The 16633-nt window shown below is 63.0% G+C and carries 15 protein-coding genes; 1 reads left to right on the top strand and 14 read right to left on the bottom strand.

Translation table 11 applies throughout. The annotated features are described in order from the left end of the window. Positions 1-7: 7 nt before the first annotated feature. A complete protein-coding gene (gene uvrA, locus HY836_RS10835) occupies positions 8-2923 on the bottom strand; it encodes an excinuclease ABC subunit UvrA (protein ID WP_290676161.1) in 2916 nt (971 codons plus the stop codon). A 139-nt stretch (positions 2924-3062) separates the two neighbouring features. Next, positions 3063-4079, bottom strand: a complete 1017-nt coding sequence (locus tag HY836_RS10830; RefSeq protein WP_290676160.1) for an alpha/beta fold hydrolase — start codon at positions 4077-4079, stop codon at positions 3063-3065. A 148-nt stretch (positions 4080-4227) separates the two neighbouring features. On the opposite strand from HY836_RS10830, the gene HY836_RS10825 reads away from it, so the two are divergent. Beyond that, complete coding sequence (locus tag HY836_RS10825) at positions 4228-4866, top strand: TetR/AcrR family transcriptional regulator (RefSeq protein ID WP_290676159.1); 639 nt, start codon at positions 4228-4230, stop codon at positions 4864-4866. A 16-nt stretch (positions 4867-4882) separates the two neighbouring features. Here the strand turns inward: HY836_RS10825 and HY836_RS10820 are convergent, their stop codons facing one another. The 12 genes from HY836_RS10820 to HY836_RS10765 all read right to left on the bottom strand — a co-directional run bounded on the left by HY836_RS10820 (position 4883) and on the right by HY836_RS10765 (position 16480). Continuing rightward, on the bottom strand, positions 4883-5776 hold the full coding sequence (locus HY836_RS10820; RefSeq protein ID WP_290676158.1) for a fumarylacetoacetate hydrolase family protein: 894 nt from the start codon (positions 5774-5776) through the stop codon (positions 4883-4885). Positions 5777-5809: 33 nt separating this feature from the next. After that, positions 5810-6979, bottom strand: coding sequence for an ABC transporter permease (locus HY836_RS10815; RefSeq protein WP_290676234.1), 1170 nt, complete (start codon positions 6977-6979; stop codon positions 5810-5812). 68 nt (positions 6980-7047) lie between these two features. Continuing rightward, on the bottom strand, positions 7048-7695 hold the full coding sequence (locus tag HY836_RS10810; RefSeq protein WP_290676157.1) for a hypothetical protein: 648 nt from the start codon (positions 7693-7695) through the stop codon (positions 7048-7050). After that, a complete protein-coding gene (locus tag HY836_RS10805; protein WP_290676156.1) occupies positions 7695-8651 on the bottom strand; it encodes a phosphatidate cytidylyltransferase in 957 nt (318 codons plus the stop codon). Before HY836_RS10805 ends, HY836_RS10810 begins: the two co-directional genes overlap by 1 nt. A 2-nt stretch (positions 8652-8653) precedes the next feature. Next, positions 8654-9316, bottom strand: coding sequence for a 1-acyl-sn-glycerol-3-phosphate acyltransferase (locus HY836_RS10800; protein ID WP_290676155.1), 663 nt, complete (start codon positions 9314-9316; stop codon positions 8654-8656). A gap of 1 nt (position 9317) precedes the next feature. Beyond that, entirely contained in the window at positions 9318-9761 is a 444-nt protein-coding gene (locus HY836_RS10795) for a hypothetical protein (RefSeq protein WP_290676154.1), read from the bottom strand. A gap of 5 nt (positions 9762-9766) precedes the next feature. Continuing rightward, entirely contained in the window at positions 9767-11194 is a 1428-nt protein-coding gene (locus HY836_RS10790; protein ID WP_290676153.1) for a phosphatase PAP2/dual specificity phosphatase family protein, read from the bottom strand. After that, positions 11143-12927, bottom strand: a complete 1785-nt coding sequence (locus HY836_RS10785) for a bifunctional alpha/beta hydrolase/class I SAM-dependent methyltransferase (RefSeq protein ID WP_290676233.1) — start codon at positions 12925-12927, stop codon at positions 11143-11145. The genes HY836_RS10790 and HY836_RS10785 overlap by 52 nt, the downstream gene beginning before the upstream one ends. Before the next feature lies 1 nt (position 12928). Beyond that, positions 12929-13567 carry a CDP-alcohol phosphatidyltransferase family protein gene (locus HY836_RS10780; protein ID WP_290676152.1) on the bottom strand — a complete coding sequence of 213 codons (639 nt, stop codon included), beginning with the start codon at positions 13565-13567 and terminating at the stop codon, positions 12929-12931. 119 nt (positions 13568-13686) lie between these two features. Beyond that, positions 13687-14844: an FtsX-like permease family protein gene (locus HY836_RS10775; protein ID WP_290676151.1), complete on the bottom strand. Its 1158-nt coding sequence runs from the start codon at positions 14842-14844 to the stop codon at positions 13687-13689. Positions 14845-14902: 58 nt separating this feature from the next. Next, positions 14903-15742 (bottom strand): orotidine-5'-phosphate decarboxylase, encoded by an 840-nt coding sequence (pyrF, locus tag HY836_RS10770; protein WP_290676150.1) that lies wholly within the window; start codon positions 15740-15742, stop codon positions 14903-14905. 60 nt (positions 15743-15802) lie between these two features. Next, a complete protein-coding gene (locus HY836_RS10765; protein WP_290676149.1) occupies positions 15803-16480 on the bottom strand; it encodes a PEP-CTERM sorting domain-containing protein in 678 nt (225 codons plus the stop codon). Positions 16481-16633: the final 153 nt, after the last annotated feature.

The following is a 16633-nucleotide window of genomic DNA, read 5'->3' as shown; positions in this document are numbered from 1 at the left end:
GTCGAACTCAGACCTCGCCCAGCAAGGCCTTGAGGTAACGGCCGGTGTGACTACTGGCGTGCCCGGCAATGTCATCCGGCGTACCGGCCACCAACATCTGCCCGCCACCTGAGCCCCCTTCTGGGCCCATGTCGATCAACCAGTCGGCCGTCTTGATGACGTCCAGGTTGTGCTCGATGATCACGATGGTGTTGCCGGCATCACGCAGTTGATGCAGCACCTTGAGCAGCAAGGCGATGTCGTGAAAGTGCAAGCCAGTGGTGGGCTCATCCAGGATGTAGAGCGTGCGGCCCGTGTCGCGCTTGGAGAGCTCCAGCGCCAGTTTGACACGCTGCGCTTCACCGCCTGACAAGGTCGTGGCGGCCTGCCCCAGGCGGATATAGCCCAGGCCCACATCCATCAGCGTCTGCAGCTTGCGTGCGATCGAGGGCACGGCACTGAAGAAGGCCAGTGCGGCCTCCACGGTCAGGTCCAGGATCTCGTGGATGTTCTTGCCCTTGTACAGGATCTCCAGCGTCTCGCGGTTGTAGCGCTTGCCGTGGCACACGTCGCACGGCACGTACACATCGGGCAGGAAGTGCATCTCGACCTTGAGCACGCCATCACCCTGACAGGCTTCACAGCGGCCACCGGCCACGTTGAAAGAGAAGCGCCCGGCGTTGTAGCCGCGCTCACGTGCCGCCGGCACATCGGCCATCAGCTCGCGGATCGGTGTGAACAGGCCCGTGTAGGTGGCGGGATTGCTGCGCGGTGTGCGGCCAATGGGCGACTGGTCCACGTTGATGACCTTGTCGAACAGCTCCAGGCCTTCGATCTCGTCATGCGGCTCGGGCTCGGTGTGGCTCTGGTAGAGCTTCTTGGCCACGGCGGCATACAGGGTGTCGTTGACCAGGGTGGACTTGCCGGAGCCGGACACACCGGTCACACAGGTCAGCAGGCCCACAGGGACTTCCACGGTCACGCCCTTGAGGTTGTGACCGCGGGCGTTGACCACACGCAGTCGTGGCGTGTCCTTGGTGAAGGCATGGCGCTTGGTCGGCACCTCGATGCGCAAGGCGCGCGCCAGGTACTGGCCTGTGAGGCTGTCTGGGTTGCCCATGATGTCGGCCGGACGGCCTTGCGCCAGCACCTTGCCGCCATGCACGCCAGCACCCGGCCCCATGTCCACCACGTGGTCAGCGGCGCGGATCATGTCTTCATCGTGCTCGACCACGATGACGCTGTTGCCCAGGTCACGCAGATGCTGCAGCGTGCCGATGAGGCGGTCGTTGTCGCGCTGGTGCAGGCCGATGCTGGGCTCGTCGAGCACGTACATCACGCCCGTCAAGCCGGAGCCGATCTGCGAGGCCAGGCGAATGCGCTGCGCCTCACCGCCCGATAGCGTGTCGGCACTGCGATCCAGGCTGAGGTAGTTCAGGCCCACATCATTGAGGAAGCGCAGGCGCGAGCGGATTTCGCTGACCACCTTGGAGGCGATCTCGGCCTTGGCGCCTTGCAGATGCAGGTGCTCGAAGTAGTGGTGTGCTTCGGCCAGGGTGGCGTGCGCGATCTCGAAGATGGCGCGGGTCTCACCCGTGTTGGCGTCCAGCAATTTCACGTTGCGAGCCTCGGTGCGCAGGCGCGTGCCGTGGCAATCAGGGCAGGCCTTGGGCTGCTGATAGCGGGCCAGTTCTTCGCGCACGGCAGCGGAGTCGGTCTCCTTGAAGCGGCGCTCGAAGTTGGGGATGATGCCCTCGAACGCATGCGTGCGCTTGACCTTGCGCTTCTTGCCCGACGGGCCATCCGCTTCGTAGACGAACTCGATCTCTTCTTCGCCCGAACCGTACAGCACCACCTGTTGCACATGGGCAGGCAGCTCCTCGAAAGGCTGCTCCATGTCGACGCCATAGTGCTTGCCCAAGCATTCGATCAGGCTGTAGGTGTAGGGGTTGCGACGGTCCCAACCCTTCACGGCACCACTGGCCAGACTCAAGGAGGGGAAGCCCACCACACGCTGGGGATCAAAGGCGATCACATGGCCCAGGCCATCACAGGTCGGGCAGGCGCCCACGGGTGAGTTGAACGAGAAGAGCCGCGGCTCCAGCTCGGCCAGCGAATAGCTGCACACGGGGCAGGCGAACTTGGCCGAGCACAGGTGCTCGGTGCCCGTGTCCATCTCGAAAGCCAGCGCGCGACCATCAGCCAGGCGCAAGGCGGCTTCAAAGCTTTCGGCCAGGCGCTGCTGCATGTCGGGCTTGACCTTGAGACGGTCCACGACCACGTCGATGTCATGCTTTTCGTTCTTGACCAGGGGCTTGAGATCGGCCGCTTCCACGATCTCGCCGTTGATGCGAAAGCGCACATAGCCTTGCGCCTGCATGTCGGCAAACAGCTCGGCGTGCTCGCCCTTGCGATCGCGCACCACAGGCGCCAGCACCATCAGCTTGGTGTCTTCGGGCAGGCCCAGCACCATGTCCACCATCTGGCTGACGCTTTGTGCCTGCAGCGGCACGTGGTGATCGGGGCAGAACGGGGTACCGGCGCGGGCATACAGCAGGCGCAGGTAGTCGTGGATCTCGGTGACCGTGCCCACGGTGGAGCGCGGGTTGTGGCTGGTGGCCTTCTGCTCGATGCTGATCGCAGGCGACAGGCCTTCGATGACATCCACATCGGGCTTGTCCATCAACTGCAGGAACTGGCGCGCATAGGCGCTCAGGCTTTCGACATAGCGGCGCTGGCCTTCTGCATACAGCGTGTCGAAGGCCAGACTGGATTTGCCCGAGCCGGACAGGCCGGTGATCACCACCAACTGGTGGCGAGGCAGATCCAGGTCGATGTTTTTCAGATTGTGGGTGCGGGCCCCTCGGATCTGGATCAAGGGGTTGTCGCCCCTGGGTCGAGATGCGGGCTTGGCGGTAGCGTCGGGAGAGGCGGGGCGGGACATCGGCGGATCTGAGCAAGAAGAGGGCCCGACCTGAGTCAAGCCCTCGGCAAAAAGGCAACCGATCATGATACGTCGGCTTCGCTCTCTGGCGCTACCGCTCACTCAGGCGCTGACAGGCATGCTGGGCGTGTGCAGCCCTTTACTGCCCCATCAGGTTCTTCTGGAAGAAAGCCGTCTGTTTGGCCACCACCTGCTCGAACAGGGGGCCGGTGTAGGGCGAGAAGTGATCCGCCCCCTTGAGTTCGACGTACTCGCCCTTGACCAGCTCCTTGGCCACGTCACGCACCTTGCCCACCGGGATCAGGCCATCGTTCTCGGCCGCCACGATCAGCGTGGGGGCCTTGATATCCTTGGCGCGGCTGCCTGGAGAGAAGAATGGCAGGCTCATGAACACACGTGCAGCCACCTTGTTCTCTTCTTCACCCACACCTGCCGGCACCAGCTTCTTGTAGCCCTCGTTGCACTCGTCGCAGATCAGGGCAGAAAACTCGCCCTTGGCGATGGTGGGCACGTACAGAGGCTCTTCCTTGTCGCTGCGCATCATGTCGCGCAAGGCATACCAGCCAGCCAGCGGCTGATACTTGATGGGGAAACGCAGGCTGCTGGAGAAGCCGCTCACAAAGGGCACCTGCGCGCTCACGGCCTTGACCACGGCCGGGCGCTCTGCACCGGCCACCAGCACCTGCCCGCCGCTGTAGGACGTGCCCCAGATGCCCAGGCGCTGGCCGTCCACGTCAGCGCGCTGGCTGATGTTGTCGATGGCAGACAACCAATCCTTGACGTGCTCCTTGCCGTCCACCACACGACGGGGCTGACCACCACTCTTGCCGAAGCCGCGGTAGTCAAATCGCACCACGGCGAAGCCGGCCTTCACGAAGCGCTCGGCGAAGGGCTGCAAGCCCCAATCCTTCAGGCCGCCAAAACCGTGGGCCATGATGATCACCGGTGGCTTGGGGGCGTTGGCCGCCTGCACGGGCAACCAGAGTTCGGCATCACAGGTGGTCTGCTGGCAGGCGAAGCTGGCGTTGACCACGGTATAGGGCCTGGCGGCACCAGCGGGCTGCGCGTGCGCCGCACCACCTGCCGATACGAGCAGGCCTGCCGCCATCGCCACGGCGAACGGGCGCCATCCCATCATCAACTTCTCTGAAACCATGAAATCTCTCCTCGGTAGGTATGGACACTTGAAAGCGAAATGGGTAACGTTTCCGGTACCGTTCAGTACCAAACTGCCGCAAAGATAACCAAAGCAACTGGTACCGTCAAGTACCAAATGCGACATATGGCCTAATCACCCCTCATTCATGGACAAGGTTTCTTCGTCATCCAAAGCGGCGCTAGCTGCCGCCACCGAGCACCGTCAGCGCCTGCTGGACGGGCTGGCGGACGCCTTGCAGACGCAAGCCTTTGCCGAGATCACCATCGCCGACATCGTGGCCAAGGCACGCGTCTCCAAGCGTACCTTCTACGAGCAGTTCGCCAGCAAGGAAGCCTGCCTGCTGGCCCTGGGCGAGCGACTGTGTGATCAGACCCTGGCCCTGATCGCCGCCAACTACCGGTTCGACGAAGACTGGATCACGCAGTTGCGCAACGTGACCCATGCCTACCTGAGCAGCCTGGAAAGCCAGACGGCCGTGATGCGGGCCATGTACATCGAGCTGATGACCATCGGCGCTGAAGGCCTGGCCCTGCGCCGACGCATGGGCGAACGCTTTGGTCAGTTCCTGATCATGCAGGTCGAGGCCTTCCGCACGGTCGAGCCCCACAAGCGCCCTTTGACGCCCACCATGGCCACCGCCGTGATCGGCGGCATCAACGAGTTGATCCTGCAGGCCATCGAGCGGGGTGAGGCCCATCGCCTGAGCGAGCTCACGCCCACGGTGACCGAGTTCGTGCAGGCGGTGATCCAGTCACTGGAAGCGCCGGTGCAGACCAGCGCCTGATCAGATCAAGGCGCCATCAGCCTTCGGCGCTGTCGTCATCCTCGTCCACACAACGCGCCACGATGGCACCCAGGCTTTCGATCTCGACGCGCACCGTGTCACCGGCCTTCAGGAACTTCGGCGGGTTGAAGGCAGCCCCCACGCCGCTGCAGGTGCCCGTGAAGATCACATCACCCGGCTCCAGCGTCATCACCTGGCTCAATTGCGCGATCTGATCCCACACCTTGTGGATCATCAGGCGCGTGTTGCTGTGCTGGCGCACCTCGCCATTGACCAGACACTGGATCTCCAGGCCATGCGGGTCGCCCACTTCGTCAGCGGTGGTGATCCAGGGGCCAAACGGCGCATGCGTGTCAAACGACTTGCCCAAGGTCCATTGCGAGGTGCGCTTCTGGATGTCGCGCACCGACACGTCGTTACCCACGCAGTAACCGAACACCACCTCGCTGGCACGCTCACGCGGCACGTGGCGGCAACGTTGCCCGATGATGGTCACCATCTCGGCCTCGTAATCCGTCATTTTGGAAATACGGGGCAGCACGATGGGGTCGAACGGCCCGTTGATGGCATTGGCCAGCTTGGGGAACCAGATCTGGTGATCCGGCACGGTGCGGCTCTCGCCAATGATGTTCTCGTTGACGTGTTCAAGGTAGTTCAGACCGATGGCCAGCGACTTGCCGGGGCGCGGCACGGGTGCCAGCAGGTGCACCTGGTCGACCGTCACATCGGCCGGCGCATCCAGCAGCATGGCCACGCGATCTTTCAATGCCGACCAACGCGTGATCAGGTCGATCATGGGCTGGTGCCCCGACAGTTCGCCCGCCAAGGCCTTGCTCAGGTTGACGATGCCGGAGCCGTGCACCAGACCGACTTGAACCTGGCCATCGACTTCATAACTGCACAAATGCATGGGTGTCTCCTTAGGGGATGAGGCGCCGCGTCATCATGCCTGACGCAGGCAATCCACGATCTTCATGCGCGCCGCGCGCCAGGCAGGGATGAAGCCCCCGACAAAGCCCATGGCCAGCGCAAAGCTGATCGACTGCATGGCAATGCGTGGTGTGAGTGTGAACTGGAACGCCAGCTCGGAAAAGGTCTGGAAGTTGACCGTCGAGATGTTGACGGTCTGCATCAAGGCCGCAGCCCCCAGGCCCATGACGCCGCCTACAAATGACAACAGCAGCGACTCGCTCATGAAGGCCGACAGCACGGCCGTGCGCCGAAAGCCCAGGGCACGCAAGGTGCCGATCTCGCCAATGCGCGAGGCCACGGCTGCGAACATCGTGATCATGGCGCCGACCACGGCCCCGATCGAAAAGATGATGGACAAGGCCAGGCCCAGCAAGCGGATGAAGGTGGCCAGCGCCTCCGATTGCTCGGCATAAAAAATGGTTTCGCGCTTGGCTTCCAGCGTCAGGCGAGGGTCGTCTTCCAGTGCTTGCCTGACCTGCTCGAACGTGGCAGGGTTCGTCAGCTTGAACACGACGCTGGAATAAGCCTGGCGGCGAAACGCCTGCATCATCTGCTCGCTGTCGCCCCACACTTCCGAGTCGAAACCGCTGCGCCCGGCGTCGAACACGCCCACCACCTTCCAGTCACGACCGGCAAAGCGCATGGTCTCACCCAGCCCAGCCCCGGCAAAGCCCCTGGCCACGGCCTTGCCCGTGACGATCTCACTCGTACCGGGCCGGAACATGCGCCCGGCAAACAACTGCACCTGCGGCCGCAAGGCCATGCCGGTGGCCGAGGTGCCGCGCACCGTCACGTTGCTGGGCTTGCCCGAGGCACGCTTGGGCAAGGTGTTGAGCACCACCGGTTCCTTGGATATCAGGCGACGCCCGCTGCCATCCACCGCAATGCCTTGCAGGCTCTCGATGACGGAGGCCTGCCCGCGCGTGATCCCGGAGTTGATCTCGGCACCTGCGCCCTTGCGCAGCACCATCACGTTGTCAGGCTGCCCGGTGGCCACCAGGGTGGCGCGAATGCCTTCGCTCATCATCAGCACGGTGGCGAACACGTAGACCACCAGCCCCATGCCGCCAGCGGTCAGCAGCGTGGTCACGCGCCGCACCCATAGATTGCGTGCGATATAGCTGAACGGAACGATACGCATGGCGGCCATGCCCCATTGTGCCCGCTCGGCGCCGCACGACGCCCCTCCCCGCCTCCAATGCGTCAGGCTCAATCGCGAAGACGAACCGCCCGGGCCAGAACCATATGCGTAGGCACCCAGATGACTGCGGGGAGTGCCGCCAGCATCAGCGCAAAGAAGGCGGCCTTGGGCATCCAGGTCTGAGGCCCTCGGTCATTGATGCCAAACACATAGTTGACGTTGACCGGCAAGCCCGGCTCATGCACTGGGGCCGGCGGCATGGGCAGAAACAGGTAAGACACCCACATGGCGGCCCAGGCCACCACCCACCACAACCACAGGCCACGTCGGTCATAACCCAATCGCAAGACCAGCCACAACAGCACGATAGGCAGCCAGAAGTGGAAGAACGACAGGAAGCGAGCGAACAACGGGATCGCATCCTGGAACATGTAGCCCGTCATGCCGGTGACAGGCATGCCCATGGCTGTCGCCACGAAGTCGATCATCCACAACAGTTGGGGCAGCAAAATCCCCACTGCGCAGGCAGAAGCCAGCAAAGCCGACTCCGTCCACATCGCCACGCAGGTCATCAGCAAGGCGATGTCGCAAAAGTACAGGAAGTTGGTCGGGCCATAAGCCTGCCAGTAATGCGGCACCAGAACGGCCACAAAAGCGGTGTAAGCCAGTTTGGCCCACAAAGGCAGCACGGCAGAAGATTGTCGCGAACGGCGCATCAGGGTACCCACCAGAAACGGACCACGTGAAAAAACATCGGGGCCGCAAACACCACGGAATCCAGGCGGTCCAACATCCCGCCGTGGCCTTCAATCATCGTGCCCCAATCCTTGACGCCGCGATCACGCTTGATCGCAGACATCACCAAGCCCCCCAGGAAACCCATCAGGCAGATGGCCAGCGCGATGAGCGCGGACTGCCATGGCGTGAAGGGTGTGATGCCATACATGGCCGCGCCCAGCAGGGTCGCCGAGACCACGCCACCGATCAGCCCTTCCACTGTCTTGGAGGGAGACAACTCGGGCGCCACCTTGCGGCGCCCCAGCAACTTGCCCCATACGTACTGCAGCACATCACTGCCCTGCACCACCGCGATCAGATAGGCGATCAGGAGCAAATGGCGCCCCTGGTAGCCTGGTATGTTGAGGGTCAGCAAGGCCGGCACATGCGAGACACAGAACACACAGATCATCAGGCCCCACTGCATCTTGGCCGTGCGCTCCAGAAAGCGCGTGGTGTCACCTCGGAGGCTGGCCAGAATCGGCAGCACCAGGAAGACATGCACGGGAATGAAGATCGAGAACAGGCCATACCACTCGATTCCGATCAGGAAGTACTGCATGGGCAAGGCCACATAGAACATCAGGACCAGGGCCATGTGGTCACCGGAGCGCGTATAGGCAAGGGTGATGTACTCGCGCAAGGCGGCAAACGACATGAAAGCGAACAGCACGATCACGCCGGTCTTGCCGAAGGCAAAGGACACGCCGATCAGCAAGACCATCACCCACCAGGCCTTGATGCGGCTGTTGAGGTTGTCAATGACGCCATGCGGCTGACCTTTGGCCAGGCGCCACTTCAACAGCCCACCTACCAAAGAGGCCAGCAACAGCACACAGAGCGTGCCAATGAACAACCAGCGTGTGCCCTGGTCATGCAACAAAGCGGCATTCATGCTCAATTCCCGATACTTTCGACAGGCCGCAACGACAAGACGGCATCGCGAGCCCTTTGCAGAAAAGCCTCCTTGCCCTCATGCGGATCCAGGGACAGCGGCGCACCAAAGCTCACCGTACACACCAAGGGCACAGGGATCAGCTCGCCTTTGGGCATGACCCGGCGGATGTTATCGACCCACACAGGCACGAACTCGACATCCGGCTTGTGACGGCTCAAGTGATACAGCCCGCTCTTGAATGGCAGCAAGGTCGCCTCGGTGGTATTGCGGGTCCCCTCGGGAAACAGGATGAGCGACTCGCCGGCAGACAAGGTCTGGGCCATCTGATCGACCGGTGAAGGCTCACCTGCCTGCGGATGGCGGTTGATGAGCAAGGCCCTGAACACCATGGAGGCAGCAAACCGACGCATCGCTGAAGCCAGCCAGTAGTCCTGCCCGGCCACCGGTCGTGTTGCCACACGCAGCGATGGTGGAAGGCTGGCCCAGATCATCACGAAATCGCCATGGCTGCCGTGATTGGCAAAGTACACGCGCTGGCGTAATCGGGGTGCGGCGCCAATCCACAAAGGCCGCACACCTGTCCAGGCTCTCGAGCCGAACAGCAGCGCTTCGCCCACCAGCCAGGCCAGCACGCGCTGCGCCCATTGCATCAACACCATCATGTCATCGTCCCCAGCCAAACGACTGCCGCAGACACTCGTACAACAGGCAAGCACCATGCACGAGACACAAGGCCACCAGCAGGCGATACAAACGCCTGGCACCGGCGATGCGCGCGGACATGCCCCGCTCGGCGCCAGCAGGTGGCCGCTTCACGGCCAGCACACCTTCCAATGCGCCATCCAGGCTGGATGCATCTCGCCAGGGACCATCAAAACGGGCCAACTGATCGAACAACAGGGCATCCAGCCGCACGCGAACGGCCATCCAGGTTGCACCCGACCAGATCAGGACGCTCAACAAGAGACCTCCCCAGTGCCCGCTGGTGCAGAAGAACACCAGCAAATAGAGCTGGATGAGGCTGCTCGCACCCCACCAGATCACACCGGTGTGGAGCAAGGCCGCGCACATGGCGCTGTCTGCGCGCTCGGAGTCAGACCAGGCCATGGGCGTCATGCACGAGCCCCCTTCAACGCATTGGACGTCGGCAGATCGTGGTATGCCACGGATGGCTGCAAACTGATCGCGGCGTCGACCGCGCTCAACAAGGCCGCTGACAAGACCACCTGAGGGCGCTTCTGACGAAGCATGGCCACAGCCTGGTCCAGTGAGCGGGCCCGGCCACTGAGGCAAAGCCAGGTCAGCACCACGGCCGCGCTGCGCGAAAAGCCGAGCGCACAGCACACCAGGACCGGCCCAGGCCTGTTGCCCCGGCACGCCATCAAATGCCCGGCTGCTTCATGCAAGCGCGACGGCAAGGGAACCAGCAGATCCAGCATGGGCACCGACACCACACCGGCATGCGCACAAGCCAGCTCGGCCGTGACATCCAGCACCTGTTCAAAATGGGTGTGGTCCCGCTCCCATGGCAAAGGCAGACGGCCCAGCCACACGCCATCGCAAACCTCCACGCTGGCAGGCAGGCGCCAGGTCCAGCAACGTGCGTTGAACCAGGCCATCCAGCGATATGGCGCCAACAGGATGCGCGCCGCTATCGCATGACGCCCTGAAACCTGCTTCTGGAACACGCCATGCCCAAGGCCTGCATAGGCCAGCGCCACCATCAGCATGGCCGCGGCAGGCCACCACAGGCCCCAGGCTACAGGGCTCCAGCTCGCCCCTAGCGCCACAGCACCGACAGACAAGAGAACGGCGGCCAGCGCGTAGCACAGCGCCAGATCGTGCCGCACGCCATCCTGTCGCCAACGCTGCCAGGGCGTTGGCCCATCCAGCGGCCACAGCCACATACACAACGCGCCGGCCAGGATGCCAGTCGGCACGTCGATCGCATGATGCTGATAGGTGGTCAGCACCGATATGCCGATCAAGGCACTCCAGGCATGCACCAGCATCAAGGCCCAAGCACCCACACGCCGCCGATAGAAGTCCCACAGGATCATCAACAGCACGATGTGCAGGGACGGTGCCTGGTTGTAAGGAAGATCAAAACCGGCCAGGGCATCAAACAACTGCCCTTCCCAACCAGACAGCGCGGGGCGCGCCGTTGAAAAGCGCAAAGGCCAGATGTAGAAACACGCAACGCAAAGCGCCTGCGCTGTCAACAATCGCCCCACCTGCCGGCGCAGCACCGCGGCACTGTCGGCCAGCAGCAGGGAGAGCCCGTAAAACAGATCAATGGACCAGTACGGCAGGATGGTCCAAGGCAGCAAGGGGATGTGCGCCTCCCAGGCAAACACGATGCTCCCTACATGGGCCTGCGACGCAGACCAGTGGTTGGCCGCCCCATAGCTGATGAAGAACAGCGGTGCCAGCACCAGCAGGGCCAGCAAACCTGGCCGCCACACGGGCGCCAACTGATCCAGAGGCCTCAATTGGCCGCCCTCACCCGCACCGCCATCGACACGGTGAAGATGCCCCACTCGTCGATGCGCTGCGTCACCTTGCGAAAACCTGCGGCCTCCACCAGTTGATCCATCTCCTGCTGCGAACGTCGGCGCATCACCCAGGCCTGGCCTTGTCTGTGACTCGTCAGGGCCCGGGCAATCATTTCCAGTTGCGGATGCCAGGGCTGCCCTGTGTAGACCAGGCAGGCACCCTCAGGCAAGGCGTCGGCCAGACCGGCCAGAGACGCGCCGACCTGATCATTGTCGGGAAACAGCTCATACAAGCCGGACACCACGGCAACCGTCGGCGCAGGCTGCGTGGACGACAGTGATGCGCGGTCAAACGCATCGCCTTTGATGAAGCGGGCCACCTGATCCAGGCCACGCGCCTTGATCAAGGCGGCGCCATCCCGCACGTTGATGTCGCTGTAGTCACGCAATTCGATGGACTCGGGCTTCACCGCCGATGAGGCCACCGCATCCAGCACGTAGCGCCCATGCCCGGCTGCGATGTCCAGCACGCGAACAGGCATGCCCTGATTGCGCACATATTGCATGGCCTGGTCCAGCAATGCCTGCACATGCAGCTTGCGCACCCGAATGCCACGCCAGCCGATCGATTCGAGGTACACCTTGTCCACCAGGCGGCCCAACGGCCCCATGCCCGCGGGCTGATGGCGATAGACGTAATCGAGCGTACTGCCGGAGTCGAAGCCGGTTTCATGCCCCAGGCGGATCCCCCGCGAGAACAAGCCGCCCAGGCGCAAGCCCAGTCGCGTCATCGCCCAATAAGCACCCCGCGGCGACCACGGCGACAAAGGCCTGGCCAAGGCTTGGGCCTCGTCGAAAGTGGCACCCTGGCGATGGGCCATGCGCACATCAACCGGCGCAAAGCTGCGCATGGCAAAGCGCTTCTCGATGAATTCGCGGATGCTGGCCACGGCCGGCGCACGATCGCGCTCACCCAGGGTGTCATGGTAGAAGCCGGGCAGCTCCTGCATGGTCTTGATGGGGCTGCCCAGCCGCTCGAAAAAGGCTTGCTGTGGCCCCTTATGCACAACCCAGTCGGCACCCGAGACGAGAAGCTGGGTCGGCACCGTGATGGCTGCGGCATCCGCCACCACACGTTCGGCGGCGTCATACAGGCCCAGCAGGATGTGCGAGGCGATGGGCCGCGCGACCAGCGGATCAACGTCGTAGCTGGCGATACGTTCGGGGTCATGCGTCAGGAACCTGGCCTTGACATAGCTGTTGACATAGAAAGAGCCGGCCAGGCTCTGCCACAAACGAATGCCCGTGCGCGCAAAAGGCACGTACAGCTTGACCTTGAAGGCAGGCGAAGCCAGCGTCATGCCGCGAATGCGCGGGGCGTAGTCGTGCACCCAGGTCGACACCAGCACGGCCCCCACACTTTGCGCCACCACGTGCACATCCTGCAGGCGCACATCGTGCTGAACATGCAGGTGATCCATGAAGGTCTGGATATCGCGCACCGAGGTCGAGAAGCTGGGGCTGAACCCGCGCGGCCCGGGCGAGCGTCCATGCCCCCGTGCATCCCAGGCGACAAAGGCCATATCGGGCAGGTTCAGTTCATCCACCAGATGGGCCATCCGGCCGCTGTGCTCATGGCCCCGGTGAAACAGCACCACGGTGCCCCTGGGCCGCCCGCTTGCAGCCGGCCAGTAGCGGTAGAACAGGCGCTGGCCATCATGGGTTGAAAAAAAGTGTTCGCTATGCGGGCGAGGCAAGGGCTGCGCCTCACCGACCATGTCAAGAACGGCGCTCATGAACGTACTGAATCCCTGATTGAATGCGATTACGGATGGACCAGGCTGTGAGCAAGGCCACCAACGGCAGAACCCAGGCAAGCGGGGCCCAGCCAGCAGGAAGATCCTTGCCCTGTGCGCCAAGCGCGACCAGCAAACCCAGGCAACCGAACACGAACGCACGGTCGCTCTTGCCCATGGGCCCGTCGTACTGGCGCACGCCACCTACGGCGCCACCCAGCATGCCGGCCATCTCGGACAAGGCCGCCAGCAACACCACGACACCAACCCAGAACGGATCGAAGGGCCTCACGCTCGCGAATGGCAGATACAAGGCCGCGTCGGACAGGACATCCGTCAGCTCGTTGAGGTACGCCCCCAGCACCGACTGCTGCCCATGCTCACGGGCCAGCATGCCATCCACGGCATTGAACGCCATGCGCAACAGCATCCACAGGGGAATCAAGGCAAACCAGGCTCTGGGAAGCGCCAGCACGTGCAGCGCCAGCCCCAAGGCCACGGACACCAGGCAGGCCATCACCGTCACCTGGTTGGCGGTCACGCCCTGGCGGGCCAGAAGCACCACCAACGGCCGCAGCAATGCCTGGAAACGGGGTTTGAGTTGGTAAATCGACAGCGCCATGCGCAAGGCCAGGCGTGCGCGTAAACGCCGCTGGCTCGTTCCCTGAATGTTTGTTTGAATTTCTGACGAGGATATCGACAAATCCCCGCTCGAAACATCACCACATCGGGGGGAAATTGTCAGGCAACGTGACGAAGGCCTTGCACAATGTCGATGCGCGACATCTTCCAGGCCGGCCAGGCCGCCGCCACCGTGCCCACCACCAAGCTGGCCAGCAACTGCAGGCTGATCGTGAGTGCCGACACATTGAAGATCGGAAACAGCGTGCCAGCTGCATTCACAAAGGCCTTCGCCAAGGGGAAGGTCACGGCCATGCCAATCAAGCCGCCAATGAGCGCGATCAGCAGGCTCTCGCCAAACAGCAGCTTGACCACAAACGCCGGTGGAAAGCCCAAGGCTTTGAGCGTGGCGTACTCGGCCAGACGCTCACGCGCGGTCATCGTCATCGTGTTGGCCATCACGGCCATGATGATCAGGATGATGATGAAGCTCACGGCCTGCACGGCCATCAGGATGGCCTCGCTCATGGACACGAAACCCAGCTGAAAGGCCTTCTCGGTTTCGGTCATGGTCTCGGCCAGCGAGTTCTTGAACAGCGCATCGATACGTTGCGACACGGCCGGCGCGTCATCCGGGTTGTGGATGCCCACCACATACACGCCGACATGATCAGCCTGTGCGCCCATGCGCGCACGGATGGTCTCGGCCAGCAGCTTCCAGTGGATGAACATCTGTTGCTCATCGGTCTTGGCATCCTTGCCCTGGTAGATGCCGCGGATGGTGAAGCTCCAGGTGCCTGGGTAGATGGTGCCGCGCAAGGCAATGGTGTCGCCCACCTTCCAGCCGAATTTGCGCGCCAGCTTGCGGCCCACCACGCAGCCTTTGCGATCACGGAAGAACTCGGCCTTTTCCTGGTCGCTGAGGACGAACTCCGGGTACAGCGCCAGGTAGGTGGGTGGGTCCACCGCAAACTGCGCAAAGAAGTTGCGCTCGGTGATGTAGATGCCGCCGAACCAGTTGGCCCAGGAGATGCCGCTGACGCCATCGACAGCGCGGATGCGCTCGGCGTAGTTCAGCGGCAGGGGAAAGGTCAGCGAGATGGAGCTGCGCGTGACCAGGCGGGTGCTGGAGGTGCCGTCGACGCCCGCATACCAGGCATCGACAATGGTGCGCAGCAGGCCGAATGCCGAGATGGCCACGATCAGACCGATCATGGTCAGCAAGGCGCGCAGGCGATACCTGAACGCGTTCTTGAGCAACAGCCTGAAGAGGAACATGCCCTAGTCTGACATGGGCTGACGCACCATCGATGTCAGGCTGACTGCATCACTCGTATCAGCGCGCGGCGTTCAAGGCCAGGCGGGTGTCCTGCGCCACCTTGCGGGCGGCACTGGCGAAGTCCTCGCCGCTGGAGGCGTACAGCACGGCACGCGAACTGTTGACGATGATGGTGCCGGTGACCGCGCCACTGGCATCCCTCTTCAGGCCCGCCTTGACGGTGGCCACGGCGTCGCCACCTTGCGCGCCCACGCCGGGAATCAGCAAAGGCAGGGTCGGAGCCAGTTCGCGCACGCGGGCAATCTCTTCGGGGAAGGTCGCGCCCACCACCAGGCCCATGTGGCCGTTGGTGTTCCAGGGGCCTTGCGCCTGCGCGGCGATGTGTTCGTACACGCGGGGCTGGCCGGGCACATCGGCCAGACGCAGGTTCTGCAGATCCGAACCACCAGGGTTGGACGTGCGGCACAGCAGGATCACGCCCTTGCCCGGGTACTTCAGGAAGGGCTGCATGGTGTCAAAACCCATGAAGGGCGAGAGCGTCACGGCATCGGCCTGATAACGATCGAAGGCTTCATGGGCATATTGCTCGGCCGTGCTGCCGATGTCTCCGCGCTTGGCGTCCAGAATCACGGGCACGTAAGGCGCCACACGGCGCATGTGCGCCATCAGGCGCTCCAGTTGGTCTTCAGCACGGTGGGCCGCAAAATAGGCAATCTGAGGCTTGAAGGCACAGACCAGATCTTTGGTGGCGTCCACGATGGCCGCGCAGAAATCATAGATGCGGTCGCTCTGGCCCTTCCAGGCACCGGGGAACCTGGACGGCTCGGGGTCCAGGCCCACACAAAGCAGGGAATCGTTCTGGCGCTGAGCTTGCGCGAGCTGGTCGGTGAAGTTCATTCGCCAATTTTACCGGCTCAAGCCCTCAGGGCAGAATCCGAAACCCCGTCACGCTGCATTTCAGGCCGAACGACGGCGGCGCAGCACACCACCCATCACCAGCAAACCACCACCCAGCAGGCCATAGGTAGAGGGCTCTGGCACGGCACTGGGCGCAAAGGTCGAGAAGCTGCCGGAGAGGTTTTGCGGGCCGGTGGTCAGCAAATCAAACTTGGCCGTGCTGTCGTAGGCCGTGGCATCGGTGCGCAGGAAGAAGAAGTTGGATTGGCTGCCAGGGGCGATACCGTTGAAAAACAGGAAATTGACGGCGCCTGTCGGATAGGGCGCCGGGTTGAACAAGCGCGCCGCATCCGGCGCACGGTTGCCCAGGCCATCGATGCGCCAGTCGGCATCCTTGAGGTTGGCGTAGCCAAAATCAGCCAGACGGAAGGCGCTCACACCCAGCCCGGTTGTAGAGGCGTCCACATCGACCTTCCAGTAGAAATCCAGCGTACCGGTGCCGGTTTCACGCACCACCCGGTTCTGCACGGTGCCAGTCACGCCGCTGAAGCTGAACGGCGTGACGACATCTTCCAGGACGGTGCCGGCCAGTTCCGGGCGTGCCGCAGCCGTGGTGCCGTTCAAGTCGGTATCGGCAAAGTTGGCGGGCGAAACGGGCTCGGTCAAAGACACAGCCTGAGCGGCTTGAGCCAGCAAGAGGCTGACGCCGAGGGTCAAGGCAGACAGGGGAAAGCGCATGGTGATACTCCGTTTTGGATAGCTGAAAAGCAGGAGTCACCAATGTAGGAATGACGGGCCGAGTGCGCATCCCTAGCGGTAGGGGCTGAAGCAGCCTTACCTTAGGGGCAAAGCCCATGGCGGAAATGGCCCGCCAATCACGTGTGCAAGCTG

The organism is Aquabacterium sp., assembly GCF_016234775.1.
In the GTDB taxonomy this organism is placed as follows: domain Bacteria; phylum Pseudomonadota; class Gammaproteobacteria; order Burkholderiales; family Burkholderiaceae_C; genus Aquabacterium.
The sequence above is the reverse complement of the archived record's forward strand: the minus strand, read 5'-3'. Positions and strand labels throughout refer to the sequence as shown.

What these genes read in the sequence shown, in the direction of transcription:
- HY836_RS10765 (WP_290676149.1), bottom strand. Translation starts at nt 16,480, where the DNA reads ATGCGCTTTCCCCTGTCTGCCTTGACCCTCGGCGTCAGCCTCTTGCTG.
- HY836_RS10825 (WP_290676159.1), top strand. Translation starts at nt 4,228, where the DNA reads ATGGACAAGGTTTCTTCGTCATCCAAAGCGGCGCTAGCTGCCGCCACC.
- uvrA (WP_290676161.1), bottom strand. Translation starts at nt 2,923, where the DNA reads ATGTCCCGCCCCGCCTCTCCCGACGCTACCGCCAAGCCCGCATCTCGA.
- HY836_RS10800 (WP_290676155.1), bottom strand. Translation starts at nt 9,316, where the DNA reads ATGATGGTGTTGATGCAATGGGCGCAGCGCGTGCTGGCCTGGCTGGTG.
- HY836_RS10780 (WP_290676152.1), bottom strand. Translation starts at nt 13,567, where the DNA reads ATGGCGCTGTCGATTTACCAACTCAAACCCCGTTTCCAGGCATTGCTG.
- HY836_RS10830 (WP_290676160.1), bottom strand. Translation starts at nt 4,079, where the DNA reads ATGGTTTCAGAGAAGTTGATGATGGGATGGCGCCCGTTCGCCGTGGCG.
- pyrF (WP_290676150.1), bottom strand. Translation starts at nt 15,742, where the DNA reads ATGAACTTCACCGACCAGCTCGCGCAAGCTCAGCGCCAGAACGATTCC.
- HY836_RS10805 (WP_290676156.1), bottom strand. Translation starts at nt 8,651, where the DNA reads ATGAATGCCGCTTTGTTGCATGACCAGGGCACACGCTGGTTGTTCATT.
- HY836_RS10775 (WP_290676151.1), bottom strand. Translation starts at nt 14,844, where the DNA reads ATGTTCCTCTTCAGGCTGTTGCTCAAGAACGCGTTCAGGTATCGCCTG.
- HY836_RS10815 (WP_290676234.1), bottom strand. Translation starts at nt 6,979, where the DNA reads ATGCGTATCGTTCCGTTCAGCTATATCGCACGCAATCTATGGGTGCGG.
- HY836_RS10820 (WP_290676158.1), bottom strand. Translation starts at nt 5,776, where the DNA reads ATGCATTTGTGCAGTTATGAAGTCGATGGCCAGGTTCAAGTCGGTCTG.
- HY836_RS10795 (WP_290676154.1), bottom strand. Translation starts at nt 9,761, where the DNA reads ATGGCCTGGTCTGACTCCGAGCGCGCAGACAGCGCCATGTGCGCGGCC.
- HY836_RS10810 (WP_290676157.1), bottom strand. Translation starts at nt 7,695, where the DNA reads ATGCGCCGTTCGCGACAATCTTCTGCCGTGCTGCCTTTGTGGGCCAAA.
- HY836_RS10785 (WP_290676233.1), bottom strand. Translation starts at nt 12,927, where the DNA reads ATGGTCGGTGAGGCGCAGCCCTTGCCTCGCCCGCATAGCGAACACTTT.